Here is a 12,324-nt window from a genome sequence, read left to right as displayed (position 1 = left end):
CCTGCGTTTTGTTATAGCAGAGGTTTGTGGCAAACGTACAACATGCGTGTCCGGATTACGTGGGGGCGTTGTACGTTATAAATCAACGACTGGCCCACCCGATGATGGTTTCCGGCCCGCCCTTCACGACAACGCGGCCTTCCTTCTGGCGGAGTTGGAAGTCATACATGGGGTCGTAGTAGTCCCTTAACAGTGCCTGGATCCATTCATGGTGCGCACCGGTCTCCCCGGTTCGGTGCTGGCGGTCGAGGGCATCCTCCATCATCTGCCGCAGTCGGCTATGGCGTTCACCGCCGAGGCGTTTCTGAATTCTGTCGAGGGCGCTGAGAAGATAGTCGCGGAAGTTGAGCCAGCCGGCTTCTGTGCCGTCGCGTTCCACGTAGTCGGCCGTCATCTGGTCAACATAGTCTTCGCGGATAATTCGTACTCGCTCCTCAATCGGTTGATCCAGCACCATCAAGGGTGCTGTTGCCATTCGGTTCCTGAGGCTTTCCGGCAGGGCGCACCGGCCCACCAGCCTGCTTTCATCTTCGAGGTAAACCGACCCGCCGACATGATGATGGGCTTTAAGCATGGCGACGGCCAGGCGGTTTTCGAAATCAATCTGTGACGGTTGGGGCGTTACCTGTCGACCGAAACTGGAGCCACGATGATTTGCCAACCCTTCAAGGTCAACAGGGTTGGGCAACTGATTCAGCACGCGGGTTTTACCGGTGCCGGTGCGGCCGCTGAGAATAACGAACTCGGACGATGCCGTGAGGGCTTCCAGGCTGTCGATCAGGAAACGACGCATGGCCTTGTAGCCACCCTGAATGAGCGGATACTCGATGCCAGAGTCTTTGATCCACTGCTGAGTCAGCCGCGAACGCAGGCCGCCGCGGAAGCAGAACAGGTAGCCCTGTGGATTCTGGGCTGAAAATCGCTTCCAGGTTTCAATGCGTTGCGCCTTGAGGTCCCCGGAAACCAGTTGGTGGCCCAGTTCAATAGCTTTGTCCTGACCTTTTTCCTTGTAGCAGATACCCACCCGATGACGTTCTTCGTCGTTCATCAGTGGCGCATTGATAGCGTTCGGGAAGCTGCCCTTGCTGAACTCGATCGGGGCCCTTACGTCCATCAGTGGAACGTCGTTCAGGAACAGGGAAAGATAGTCACTGGTATCAGGTCTGGACGGCATGGCAGGTTTGGGTTCGTACGGGAAATGAGGCAGCAGTATAACGGACATGCTGGTTTTTTGCTCGCCTGCGGGTGTGTCACCGCGCTGCTGCCGTTACAATGCGTGCCTTGCCAGGCCTGTGTTCCGGAGTAACAATGACCCCCGATATTCTAGATCAGCATCTTGCGAAAACCCTCAGTCGGGGGAGGGTTGCCGTTACAGCCCCGGCGAGTTGCCCCGACCTCTTCCTCTATCTGTTCGACCCTGGGGTGTTGGAAGGCCCACTGAGCCACGAAGAAGCGCAGGCGGTGGTCGCTGAGCCTGCGTACTGGTCGTTTTGCTGGGCCAGTGGGCAGGTATTGGCGGCTTACATCCTCGCCCATCCACATTTGGTGAAAGGCAAAAAGGTGCTGGATTTTGGGTCCGGTTCCGGAGTGGTGGCCATCGCTGCCGCAATGGCCGGGGCGAGGGAGGCCATCGCCTGCGATATCGACCAGGCTGCACTGGACGCGGCTGCGGCGAACGCCAGGTTGAATGGCGTGTCGGTCACCCTGAGTGGCGATTGGACGGCGCGACCAAGCGATTTGGACGTTGTGACTGCGGCGGACGTGTTGTATGACCCGGAAAACCGCCCGCTGCTGTCCGAGTTCAGGCGAGCTGCGCCCTTGGTGGTGCTGGCGGATTCCCGCTTGCGGAATCTCGGTGATGATCACTACCGGCAGCAGGAAGTGATCGAAGGTCGTACCTGGCCAGACCTGAATGAGTTCGAGGAGTTTAATCGGGTTCGGGTGTACTTGGCGGGTTAGAGCTTGATGGCCTGAGAGCGGACGAAAAAAAAGGGCAACCTCTCGGTTACCCTTTCTCGGAACAGACATCGCGTCCCTGCGCTGTTGGCAACTACCCTGTTGCCGGTTTCCCTTGCCAGTCCGTGGTGCCGGCGTCCGAGCCGGCAATCCGAAGAGTTCTCCCTTAAGCGAGGCATCCCTGTGTCCTTGCTTCTCCCTGCGTCCAATTGCCGGGGTGCATCCAGTGCGTCGTCCATTTCCCTGTCATCCTTGATGTAGCCACTATACCAATCGCAGTTTTACAAACATGTGAACTGTGCACGCCAGAGCAACGGTGCTGGCAATGGTTGGCTTATAATTTCTTAAATATCAGTTAATTGAATTGTTGGCGAGTATTCTTTCCGGGGAAACCTACGCTATTTCGCAGTAAGATCCTACGTGTTTGTGGGATATGTCTCACACGGATTCGAGTGGATGTCTCAAGTCCGCTGCATGGTGTTTTATGGACGGGTATTGGCGTGAGCGTTGGCCCGGCTGTCGTGCTCGTGTGGCTTTATAAATACTGGACACGGTAGCAATCCAATAGCAATGCCCGCCGCGTCGGCGAGAATATCGGCAATGGCAAAGGTCCTATAGGGCAGCTGGGCCTGGACAAGCTCGATGACGAGCCCGAACGCCAGCAGGCCGATGACAATCCATAATCTCCCCAACGCCGGCCAAGCCAGTCGGGTAACCACCGCCAATTGGAAGAATGCCAGCAGGTGATTGACCTTGTCGCTTGCTGCGGAGGGAATCGGGTAGGGCTGGCTGGTGGTCGCGAGGTAGATGATGGCTGCTGCCGAAAGCACCAGTATCGCCCGCCATAAAGGCTGATACTCGAGCAGGAACAAAATGCGTTGCCTCAGGAATGCCATGGTCACCGTCGGGCTGTGGTGGAGTTTGCAACATGATATGCTTTGCGCCCCGTCACTGTCATCGAAGCTGAGGTGCTGCGAGGTATGTTGAAAGGTAATTTTTTCCGCGGCCTGGGTTACCTTGGAGAAGGATTCCGGCTGATACGACAGCCTGGACTGAGACTGTTCGTTGTTATCCCCTTGGTTATTAATATTCTGTTATTCGGCCTCCTGTTCTACTTTCTGGCTGAACTCTTTGCCGCGATGATTGCCACAGCCATGAGCTGGTTACCGGATTGGGCCTGGCTGCAAAGTCTCGACTGGTTGTTCTGGATTCTCTACGGTGCCGTCATCCTGTTGATGTTGGCTTATGGGTTCGTGATTCTGGCGAACCTGATCGGCTCACCTTTCTACGGTTACCTGGCGGAGCTGACGGAAAAGCACCTGACCGGTCAGGAGGTCAGTACCGATGACGGCTGGAGCCAGATAATACAGGACATCCCACGTTCTCTCTGGCGGGAGGTGCAGAAGATCCTGTATTACCTGCCCAGGGCCATTGGCCTTTTCATCATCGGTGTTATTCCGGTGGTCAACCTGGTGGCAGCCGTGCTGTGGTTCGTCTTCAATTGTTGGATGATGTCGCTGCAGTATGTGGACTACCCCGCGGACAACCATCGGGTCAGTTTCCCGGCCTTGCGGCGACTGTTGGGCGACACCCGCCTGTCGGCCCTCGGGTTTGGCCTGCCGGTTGCACTGGCGGCCATGGTGCCGGTGCTGAATCTGGTGGTGGTGCCGGCGGCGGTTTGTGGTGCTACGGCCTTTTGGGTGCGTGAGAACGGTCCCTCGAACACAGACGTATAAAGCAGTTACGGTGAGTTAAATCTGTCGGAGGTTTCTTGGATACATCGGAATTTGTAATTGGTCAGCGTTGGGTTAGCCACAGCGATACCGCGCTAGGCCTTGGTATTGTCACGGACATCTCAGGCCGCCGTGTGACGCTGGGTTTCCCGGCGGCGGATGAGGAGCGCACCTACGCCATCGACAATGCCCCGCTGTCGAGGATCATCTACCAGATTGGCGAGGCTATCGAGACCTTCGACGGCGAACGCTACACCGTGAGGGCGGTGGAGGATATCGGTGGTGTACTGATGTATCACGCCGATGACGGCGGGGAAAACCTGACTCAGGTTTCCGAGGTAAAACTCAGCAGTTCGGTGGACTTTTCCGCCCCCCACCAGCGGCTGTTTGCCGGCCAGTTTGATCGTAATGGCGCGTTTCGCCTGCGGATGGCAACCGCGCAGCATCTGGACCGGTTGCGGGCATCCTCGGCCCAGGGTCTGATCGGCGCACGCACGCAGCACCTGCCGCACCAGATCTACATTGCCCATGAAGTGGCCACGCGCTACGCACCCCGGGTTTTGCTGGCGGACGAAGTGGGGTTGGGCAAAACCATTGAGGCCGGCCTGATTCTTCACTACCAGCTGCACACCAGCCGCGCCCGTCGCGTGTTGATCGTAGTGCCGGATTCGCTGATGCACCAGTGGTTGGTGGAAATGCTGCGGCGTTTCAACCTGCGATTCTCGATCATCGATCGCAGCCGGTATGAGGCCATGGAAGATCTTGAGGGGCTGTCGGAAGAGGATGACGACCTGACTGATGCCGACGAAAATCCTTTTGAAAGCGAGCAGCTGGCACTGTGCAGCCTGGATTTCTTGATGACCAGCGAACAGGCTCAGGCGGACGCCATTGCCGCCGGTTGGGACCTGATGGTGGTGGACGAGGCCCATCACCTGGCCTGGAGCCCGGAAGCGGCGAGTCCTGAATACCGGCTCGTTGAACAGCTTTCAGAAGCCAGCAAAGGCTTGCTGCTGTTAACCGCAACGCCGGAGCAGGTGGGGGTGGCCAGCCATTTTGCCCGCCTGCGGTTACTGGACCCGGCACGCTTTCACGATCTGGAGACCTTCCAGGAAGAGGAAAAACAGTACGAAGTCATCAACCGGGTGGTTTCCCATATCCGTGAGCAAGGCATAACCGCTCTCTCGGATGCGGACCGGAATGCCCTCAAGGGCTGGCTGGGTGATGAGCTGGAAGGGTTGATGACATCCCAAGAGCCGGAACAGGCCGTGATTGACGCATTGCTGGACCGTCACGGTACCGGTCGGGTGTTGTTCCGGAACACCCGTGCAGCCATCAAGGGGTTCCCGGAACGCCATCCGCTACCTTTAGCGTTACCCTGCCCGGAACTCTATCAGCAGGGCGATGCTTGCCTGGGACTTGCCGGGTTGACGCCCGAAACGGCCGTGGACGAGGAACAATGGCTGGCGGATGATCCCCGCGTCGCCTGGCTGGAGAAAACCCTGACCGGCCTGAAGCCGGCCAAGGTGGTGGTAATCTGTGCCCATGCCTCGACCGCCATGGCCCTGGAACATTATCTGCAGCTACGCGCGGGTATCCGCAGCGCCGCCTTCCACGAACATCTCAGTCTGATCGAGCGGGACCGGGCCGCAGCCTACTTCGCCGACACGGAACAGGGGGCCCAGGCGCTGATCTGCTCGGAAATTGGCAGTGAGGGCCGCAATTTCCAGTTCGCCCATCACCTGATCCTGTTCGATCTGCCCGCCAACCCGGACTTGCTGGAACAGCGCATCGGCCGGCTCGATCGTATCGGCCAGACCGACACCATCGATATCCATATCCCCTACTTGCAGGGAACGGCCCAGGAGGTTCAGTACCGCTGGTTTGAGGAAGGCCTGAATGCCTTTAACGAGAGTTGCTCGGTGGGTGTTGCAGTCCATGACCATGTGGCGGGGCAGTGGCAGACCGTGATCGACGGTGCGACAGATGAGTTACCGGCACTGGTGGACGCTTCGCTGGCGGAGGCCGAACGGCTGCGGACTTTGCTGCGAAACGGCCGAGATGCGCTCATCGAGCTCAATTCCTGTCGCCCGGACGTGGCAGAGTCGCTGATAGGTCAGATCGAATCGGAGGAAGAGTCTGCCCAGGTCCGTGACTATATAATGGAGGCCTGCGATATCCTCGGCGTTGAGGTCGAGGATCATTCCGAGCACGCCGACGTGCTGAGACCAGGTGAGCAATACCAGGCCGGACATGTGACCGAACTGCCGGAAGACGGTTTGACCGTTACCTGGAGTCGTCAGCAGGCCCTTGAGCGCGAAGACATGGCCTTCATGAGCTGGGAGCATCCGCTGGTAACCGGGGTCATGGAATCGGTCACCAGTTCCGGGCTGGGTAAGGCGGCTTTGGCCAGTATGACGGTTAAGGCGCTGCCACCCGGCACCCTGTTGCTGGAGGCCCTGTATACCGTGCATTGCCCGGCACCGGAATCGCTGCAATTGTCCCGCTACCTGCCGGTCTCGCCGTTGCGGCTGCTGGTAGACGTGAACGGGCGTGACCTGTCGGCAACGTTGCCCCACGACAGGCTCAACGATATGTGCTCGAACATCCGCAGGCGTACAGCCCAGGCGATCGTGCCGCAGATTCGCCCGCAAGTTGAAACCATGGTGGATCATGCTGAACATCTTGCCGAGCCGCATCTTGAGCCCCTGAAAACCTCGGCTCTGGCGCAGGTCAGGGACGTGTTTGGGCCCGAAATTCAGCGTCTTGAAGCGATGAAAAAGGTGAACCCCGCCATTCGTGATAGCGAAATCGACTTTTTCCGCGCGCAAATGGCGGCGGCGGAAACGGCGTTGGGGCAAGCCACGCTATCACTGGAAGGTATTCGCGTGATTGTAACTGCCTGATGGTGAACCAGTTGCTGGTCAGGATTCATCTGATCAGGTAGGTTAAACGTAACAAATTGTAGTTTTCGACACTTAAAACGACGGACGACAGAGAGTATCCATGATGACTTTCATACTGTTTCTTGTTGCTGTTGCCGGACTCCTTGTTGTGATGCGAAAGGAATCCGGTGCTAAACCCGCTATCGGGGTCATGGTAGTAACCGGCGTGTTGTCGCTGGTCCTCGCATCAGGGTGGCTAGCGCTGATTCTGTTTATAGGTGCTGCGGTTACCGCAGCGGCAGGCCTTCCCGGGTTCCGCCGCAGCTGGCTGACGCCGCGGGTGTTTGCGATGTTCAAGAAAGTGGCACCGAAGGTTTCCGACACCGAAAAAGTTGCTCTTGAGGCCGGCACAGTGAGCTGGGATGGTGAGCTGTTCACTGGTCGTCCGGACTGGCACAACCTGCTGATCAACCGCAACACGGGCCTGTCCGAAAAAGAGCAGGCGTTCGTGGACAATCAGTGCACCCAGGCGATCTCGATGTGCAATGCCTGGGATCTGGCGGTTGAACGTGCTGACCTGCCGGAAGAGCTATGGGACTTCCTCAAGAAAGAGAAGTTCTTCGGCATGATCATTCCCGAGGAATACGGCGGCCTGCACTTTTCTGCCAAGGCACAGACGGCGGTGCTGCAGAAGCTGGCGGCCAACGAAATGCTGATGGTTACGGTAGGCGTGCCCAACTCCCTGGGCCCGGGCGAACTTCTCGTCAAGTACGGAACGGATGAGCAGAAGAACCATTACCTGCCTCGCCTGGCGGACGGTCGCGAAATTCCCTGTTTCGGCCTTACTGGGCCGCGCGCGGGTTCTGACGCAACTTCACTGCCCGATACCGGTGTGGTCTGCAAGGGTGAGTTTGAAGGTAAAGAAGTGCTGGGCCTGCGACTCAACTTCGAGAAGCGCTGGATTACCCTGGCGCCGGTGGCCACCGTGGTTGGTCTCGCTTTCCGCATGTTCGACCCCGACGGATTGCTGGGCGATACCAAGGACTACGGCATTACCTGTGCGCTGATTCCCCGTAATACCGAAGGTATGGAAATAGGCCGCAGGCATTGCCCCATCGGTACCCCGTTTATGAACGGCCCCATCAAGGGTACTGACGTTTTCATTCCGCTGGATTACATCATCGGTGGCCAGGAAATGGCCGGTCAGGGCTGGCGCATGCTGGTTGAGTGCCTGTCTGTTGGCCGCTGCATTACCCTGCCATCCGGCGCGGCCGGGGCGGCTGCCTACTCCGTGGGCACTGCTGGCGGCTTCACCCGCATTCGCCGCCAGTTCAATACCCCGGTGGCTGATATGGAAGGCGTTCAGGAGCCGCTGGCGCGCATTGCTGCCAAGACCTACATTGCCCAGTCGGCGGTGAATCACACCGCGAACATGATCGACAAAGGCGAAAAACCGGCGGTGCCGTCGGCGATCCTCAAGTACCACCTGACCGAATTTCAGCGCGGTGTCCTGACGGACGCCATGGATGTGCACGGTGGTAAAACGGTCACCCTTGGCCCCCGCAACTACCTGGGTATCGGCTTCAGTGGTGCGGCGGTGTCCATCACCGTGGAAGGCGCCAACATAATGACCCGCAGCCTGATGATCTTTGGCCAGGGGGCGATCCGCTGTCATCCCTATGTGCTCCAGGAACTGGCGGCCAAGGACAACGACGACATCGATGCGTTCGACGATGCGTTCTTCGGCCACGCCGGGCTGATCTTTGGCAATGCCGCCCGCGCCTTCACCCAGGCCCTGGGGATTGGTAGGGCCGATGTGCCGTTTGACCATGCTGCTCGCAAATACGCTCAAGGCGTAGCCCGCTTTAGCGCGGCCTTTGGTCTGTGCGCGGACGCTGCGATGACCACGCTGGGTTCAGAGTTGAAAATGCGTGAGCTGATCTCCGCCCGCCTGGGCGATGTGCTGGCCAACCTTTACCTGGCTTCCATGGTGCTCAAGAACTGGCATGAGTCCCAGTCCGTTGACGGTGAGCGCGACCTGATGGAATACAGCATGGCGTTGCTGCTGAATCGAGCGGAAACCGCCATGGAGGAATTCCTCCAGAACCTCCCCAACCGCCCGGTAGCCATGGCCTTGCGTGCCATCACCATGCCCCTTGGCCGTCGTTGGGACCAACCCCATGATGATCTGGCCCGCAAACTGGCAAAAGCCATCTCCACCGACAGTCCGGTACGGGAAAAGCTGTTGGCCGGAGCCTGGACAACGGCTGGTGAAGGAAAAGGCGCAGTGGAGAATCCCATTGCGCAATACAACCACTTGTTGAAGGACTACGACAAGGCGGAGCAGCTTTACCGCAAAGTCACCAAAGCATACGCCAAGGGGCAGCTTCCGATGGATGCCCTGCACCCCGAGGAACGCTTTGAAGCGGCTCTGGAGGCAGACATTTTCACCAAGGAAGAGGCCGAGTTTATGCGTGATTACGAGGCGGTCGTCCTGGAAATGCTGACCGTCGACGACTTCCCGTTCGACGAGTTCGCCCGCAATAAGGACACATTGATCGACCACAACCCGGCCTGACAGACGGTACTAGGGTTTGGATTGAAGGGCGCCGGATGGCAACATCCGGCAGGCACCAAACCAGGAGGTAACTCGGAGAATGTGGCTATCAATCCTGGCGGTAAGCACCGGGGCCGTCATCGGCGCGAACCTGAGATGGGCCCTGGGCCTTTGGCTCAACAGCAGCTACCACGCCATTCCCTACGGCACCCTGGCGGCCAACCTCTCCGGCGGCTGGCTTGTCGGCCTGCTGATTGGCTATTTCGTTCACGGCACGTCGTTAGCACCGGAATGGCGCCTGTTCGCCATTACCGGCCTTTGCGGCGCCCTGACCACCTTCTCCACCTTCTCTCTGGAAATGCTTTCCGCCATTCAGGAGGGCAAATGGAGCATGGCCCTGGCTGGAATTCTGGCCCATGTTGTTGGCTCTATCCTCATGACAGCGCTGGGAATTTACACCTTCGGCCTGGTCCGGGGATGATGGGTAACTCTACGTACTCAATAAATTAAAAATACGCTTGGCAATCCCAAAAACAAAGAGTAGAGTTATTTGCGTAGGAAAGATTCAGTAAAGCTTTCATGAATAAGACGTACCTCCGCAGTTAGTAGTGACCGTCCTGTTTTTGATTCCGCGAATTCTGTATTTCCGTAAACGCTGATCAGGCATCACGATGATGGCTTGGCGGCAAGATAAAATGATTGATTTCAGGAAGTTTAAGTATGTCTACTACTACCGGCACTGTTAAGTTCTTCAACGAAGCAAAAGGCTTTGGCTTTATCACTCGTGAAGGCGGCCCGGACGTATTCGTTCACTACAGCGCAATTCAGGGCAGCGGCTTCAAGACCCTGGCAGAAGGCCAGCAGGTTGAGTTCACCGTTACCCAGGGCCAGAAAGGTCCTCAGGCGGAAAACGTTACTGCTATCTAACGGATAGTAGGACACCGCCAAAAAGGCAGCTTCGGCTGCCTTTTTTTGTGGGTGGATTTTGTGATTCCCACCCAACATGACATCGTTCATCCCCTGCCGGACGTGGAATGGGGGCGGGGAGGAAGTGAAGGGCATCATAGAAGATGCCCTCTGAGGGATATACTGTCAGTCGCTGAAAACGTCTTCGTAGAGCCGCAGGGTGCCCTCCCAGGAGCGTTTCGCTGCCTGCTTGTCATAGGCGATGGGCATATTGAATTCCTCGGCGACCTGATCCGCTCCCGGGTTGGTGAACGAATGCATGACACCGGGGAAGCTGACCAGGGTCAGATCAGCTCCGGCATCCTGCATTTCTTTTACCAGGCCGGACACCTGGTCCGAAGGTACCATCTTGTCTGCGCCACCGGTGTAGACGTGAATCCGAGGCTGCACTTTGCCAGCTTCGGCCTTGATAGGGCTGCCCAGCGCACCGTGATAACTGACCACGGCATCCAGATCCACGCCCAGGCGCGCCATGTTCAGTACCACGGCACCGCCAAAGCAATAACCCTGGGCGGCAATTTTGCTACCGTCGACACTGTCGTGCTGTGCGAGTAACTCCTTGGCAGCCATGAAGCGAGCCTTGACCTGATCAATATCTTTGGTCGCTTCCTTCATGAAGGCCTGCGCGTCTTCGGGGTGCTCGGCGAGTTTGCCCGAGCCGTACATATCCAGCGCAAACGCCGTGTAGCCGGCGGCGGCCAGCTTTTCCGCCTGTTCACGGGCAAATTCGTTGTGCCCCCACCATTCGTGAACCACCAGAACGCCGGGGCGCTTGCCATCGGCTTCGTCGTCGTAGGCCATGTAGCCGGTAAACGTTTCGCCGTTTACGGTGTATTCCACGGTTTCAGTCTGCATGTCGGCTGTCACCTGTCCGCTTGCCAGTGTAAGGGCTGCTGCGAGTGAGAGTGGCGTTGTCGCCAGGGCGTGCCTGTACCTGTTCATTGGTTCCTGCTCCGTTTGGGTCGATTGCGTGGATTGCTTCGGGTTTTATGCCGAGGCCCATCAAACCGATGCATTCAATTGCTACTGCCGGCGTCAGACCTTTTTACTACACTTTACGGGATGAGACATTGTTTACCTCACGGATTCAAGGGGTCAGTCATGAAGATCGGCGTACCGAAGGAGATCAAGAATCAAGAGTACCGGGTAGGAATGACACCGGCAGCGGTCCACGAACTGTGTGGCCATGGCCATGGTGTTTGCGTTGAGAAAAATGCTGGCGCCGCCATCGGCTTCACAGACGACGATTATGTGAAGGCGGGGGCCGAGATTCTGGAGAGTGGAGCGGCCGTGTTTGAGGCCGCCGACATGATCGTCAAGGTCAAGGAGCCCCAAGCGGGAGAACGAGCTTTGTTGAGGCCCGGCCAGACGCTTTTCACCTATCTGCACCTGGCGCCAGACCAGGCCCAGACCGATGACCTGGTGGCATCGGGGGCGACTTGTATTGCCTATGAAACCGTCACCGACAGCCACGGGCGGCTACCGCTACTGGCCCCGATGTCGGAAGTGGCGGGGCGAATGTCGATTCAGGCTGGTGCCCACTGCCTGGAGAAATCCCTTGGCGGGCGGGGTGTGCTGCTCGGCGGTGTGCCGGGTGTGAGTCCAGCGAAGGTAACCGTGATTGGCGGTGGTGTGGTGGGGCAAAACGCGGTGGCCATGGCTATTGGCCTGGGGGCCCATGTAACGGTGCTCGATCGTAATATGGATGTCCTGAGAAACCTCGACCATCTCTATGGCAATCGCATTAGCACATTGTTCTCAACCGCAGCGACCCTTGAGGAAGCGGTGACCGAGTCGGACCTGGTGATCGGTGGTGTGCTGATTCCCGGAGCGTCCGCGCCCAAGCTGGTAACCCGCGATATGGTCAGCCGCATGCCTGAAGGTAGCGTGATGGTGGATGTGGCCATTGATCAGGGTGGGTGTACCGAAACCTCGAAACCCACCACGCACGACGCGCCTACCTACGTCGTGGATGGGGTAGTGCACTATTGTGTTGCCAATATGCCGGGCGCGGTGGCAAGAACCTCCACTCTCGCACTGAATAATGTAACACTGCCGTTTATCGTCGCCCTGGCCAACAAGGGACCGGAACGGGCGATGAAAGACGACCCACATCTGCGCAACGGCCTCAATGTGTTCGAGGGCAAGGTCACCTTTCGCGAGGTGGCGGAGTCCACCGGCTATGAATTTGCAGATCCTGAAAACCTGTTCTGACCGTAACGCCATTCAA

Annotated in this window: 10 protein-coding genes; 7 read left to right on the top strand and 3 right to left on the bottom strand. The window is 58.0% G+C overall.

Going from position 1 to position 12,324, the window contains the following annotated elements; all coding sequences use genetic code 11:
- Nucleotides 1–82: 82 nt before the first annotated feature.
- The gene (mnmH, locus tag AC0B60_RS10975; protein WP_465085869.1) at nucleotides 83–1,174 is read right to left on the bottom strand and encodes a tRNA 2-selenouridine(34) synthase MnmH; all 1,092 of its coding nucleotides are present in this window, start codon (nucleotides 1,172–1,174) and stop codon (nucleotides 83–85) included.
- Between the two features lie 134 nt (nucleotides 1,175–1,308).
- On the opposite strand from mnmH, the gene AC0B60_RS10970 reads away from it, so the two are divergent.
- The gene (locus tag AC0B60_RS10970; protein ID WP_465085833.1) at nucleotides 1,309–1,959 is read left to right on the top strand and encodes a class I SAM-dependent methyltransferase; all 651 of its coding nucleotides are present in this window, start codon (nucleotides 1,309–1,311) and stop codon (nucleotides 1,957–1,959) included.
- 479 nt (nucleotides 1,960–2,438) lie between these two features.
- Here AC0B60_RS10970 and AC0B60_RS10965 read toward each other — a convergent pair whose 3' ends face one another.
- Nucleotides 2,439–2,852 carry a VanZ family protein gene (locus tag AC0B60_RS10965; RefSeq protein WP_465085832.1) on the bottom strand — a complete coding sequence of 138 codons (414 nt, stop codon included), beginning with the start codon at nucleotides 2,850–2,852 and terminating at the stop codon, nucleotides 2,439–2,441.
- A gap of 84 nt (nucleotides 2,853–2,936) precedes the next feature.
- Here AC0B60_RS10965 and cysZ point away from each other — a divergent pair, with 84 nt between their 5' ends.
- The 5 genes from cysZ to AC0B60_RS10940 all read left to right on the top strand — a co-directional run bounded on the left by cysZ (nucleotide 2,937) and on the right by AC0B60_RS10940 (nucleotide 10,055).
- Nucleotides 2,937–3,692: a sulfate transporter CysZ gene (gene cysZ, locus AC0B60_RS10960; protein WP_465085831.1), complete on the top strand. Its 756-nt coding sequence runs from the start codon at nucleotides 2,937–2,939 to the stop codon at nucleotides 3,690–3,692.
- Between the two features lie 35 nt (nucleotides 3,693–3,727).
- Nucleotides 3,728–6,592: an RNA polymerase-associated protein RapA gene (rapA, locus tag AC0B60_RS10955; protein ID WP_465085830.1), complete on the top strand. Its 2,865-nt coding sequence runs from the start codon at nucleotides 3,728–3,730 to the stop codon at nucleotides 6,590–6,592.
- A gap of 103 nt (nucleotides 6,593–6,695) precedes the next feature.
- Nucleotides 6,696–9,149, top strand: coding sequence for an acyl-CoA dehydrogenase (locus AC0B60_RS10950; RefSeq protein ID WP_465085868.1), 2,454 nt, complete (start codon nucleotides 6,696–6,698; stop codon nucleotides 9,147–9,149).
- 79 nt (nucleotides 9,150–9,228) lie between these two features.
- Nucleotides 9,229–9,609, top strand: a complete 381-nt coding sequence (gene crcB, locus AC0B60_RS10945) for a fluoride efflux transporter CrcB (protein ID WP_317307647.1) — start codon at nucleotides 9,229–9,231, stop codon at nucleotides 9,607–9,609.
- Nucleotides 9,610–9,848: 239 nt separating this feature from the next.
- Nucleotides 9,849–10,055: a cold-shock protein gene (locus AC0B60_RS10940; RefSeq protein ID WP_007154967.1), complete on the top strand. Its 207-nt coding sequence runs from the start codon at nucleotides 9,849–9,851 to the stop codon at nucleotides 10,053–10,055.
- 165 nt (nucleotides 10,056–10,220) lie between these two features.
- Here AC0B60_RS10940 and AC0B60_RS10935 read toward each other — a convergent pair whose 3' ends face one another.
- Nucleotides 10,221–11,036: a dienelactone hydrolase family protein gene (locus AC0B60_RS10935; RefSeq protein WP_465085829.1), complete on the bottom strand. Its 816-nt coding sequence runs from the start codon at nucleotides 11,034–11,036 to the stop codon at nucleotides 10,221–10,223.
- 159 nt (nucleotides 11,037–11,195) lie between these two features.
- Here AC0B60_RS10935 and ald point away from each other — a divergent pair, with 159 nt between their 5' ends.
- Nucleotides 11,196–12,308: an alanine dehydrogenase gene (gene ald / locus AC0B60_RS10930; protein ID WP_465085828.1), complete on the top strand. Its 1,113-nt coding sequence runs from the start codon at nucleotides 11,196–11,198 to the stop codon at nucleotides 12,306–12,308.
- Nucleotides 12,309–12,324 lie beyond the last annotated feature (16 nt).

It is taken from the genome of Marinobacter sp. V34 (assembly GCF_055524115.1).
The sequence above is the reverse complement of the archived record's forward strand: the minus strand, read 5'-3'. Positions and strand labels throughout refer to the sequence as shown.

Bases quoted from the DNA above. Each gene is read 5' to 3' on its own strand.
- mnmH (WP_465085869.1), bottom strand. From the start codon at position 1,174: ATGCCGTCCAGACCTGATACCAGTGACTATCTTTCCCTGTTCCTGAAC.
- AC0B60_RS10970 (WP_465085833.1), top strand. From the start codon at position 1,309: ATGACCCCCGATATTCTAGATCAGCATCTTGCGAAAACCCTCAGTCGG.
- AC0B60_RS10965 (WP_465085832.1), bottom strand. From the start codon at position 2,852: ATGGCATTCCTGAGGCAACGCATTTTGTTCCTGCTCGAGTATCAGCCT.
- cysZ (WP_465085831.1), top strand. From the start codon at position 2,937: ATGTTGAAAGGTAATTTTTTCCGCGGCCTGGGTTACCTTGGAGAAGGA.
- AC0B60_RS10950 (WP_465085868.1), top strand. From the start codon at position 6,696: ATGACTTTCATACTGTTTCTTGTTGCTGTTGCCGGACTCCTTGTTGTG.
- crcB (WP_317307647.1), top strand. From the start codon at position 9,229: ATGTGGCTATCAATCCTGGCGGTAAGCACCGGGGCCGTCATCGGCGCG.
- AC0B60_RS10940 (WP_007154967.1), top strand. From the start codon at position 9,849: ATGTCTACTACTACCGGCACTGTTAAGTTCTTCAACGAAGCAAAAGGC.
- AC0B60_RS10935 (WP_465085829.1), bottom strand. From the start codon at position 11,036: ATGAACAGGTACAGGCACGCCCTGGCGACAACGCCACTCTCACTCGCA.
- ald (WP_465085828.1), top strand. From the start codon at position 11,196: ATGAAGATCGGCGTACCGAAGGAGATCAAGAATCAAGAGTACCGGGTA.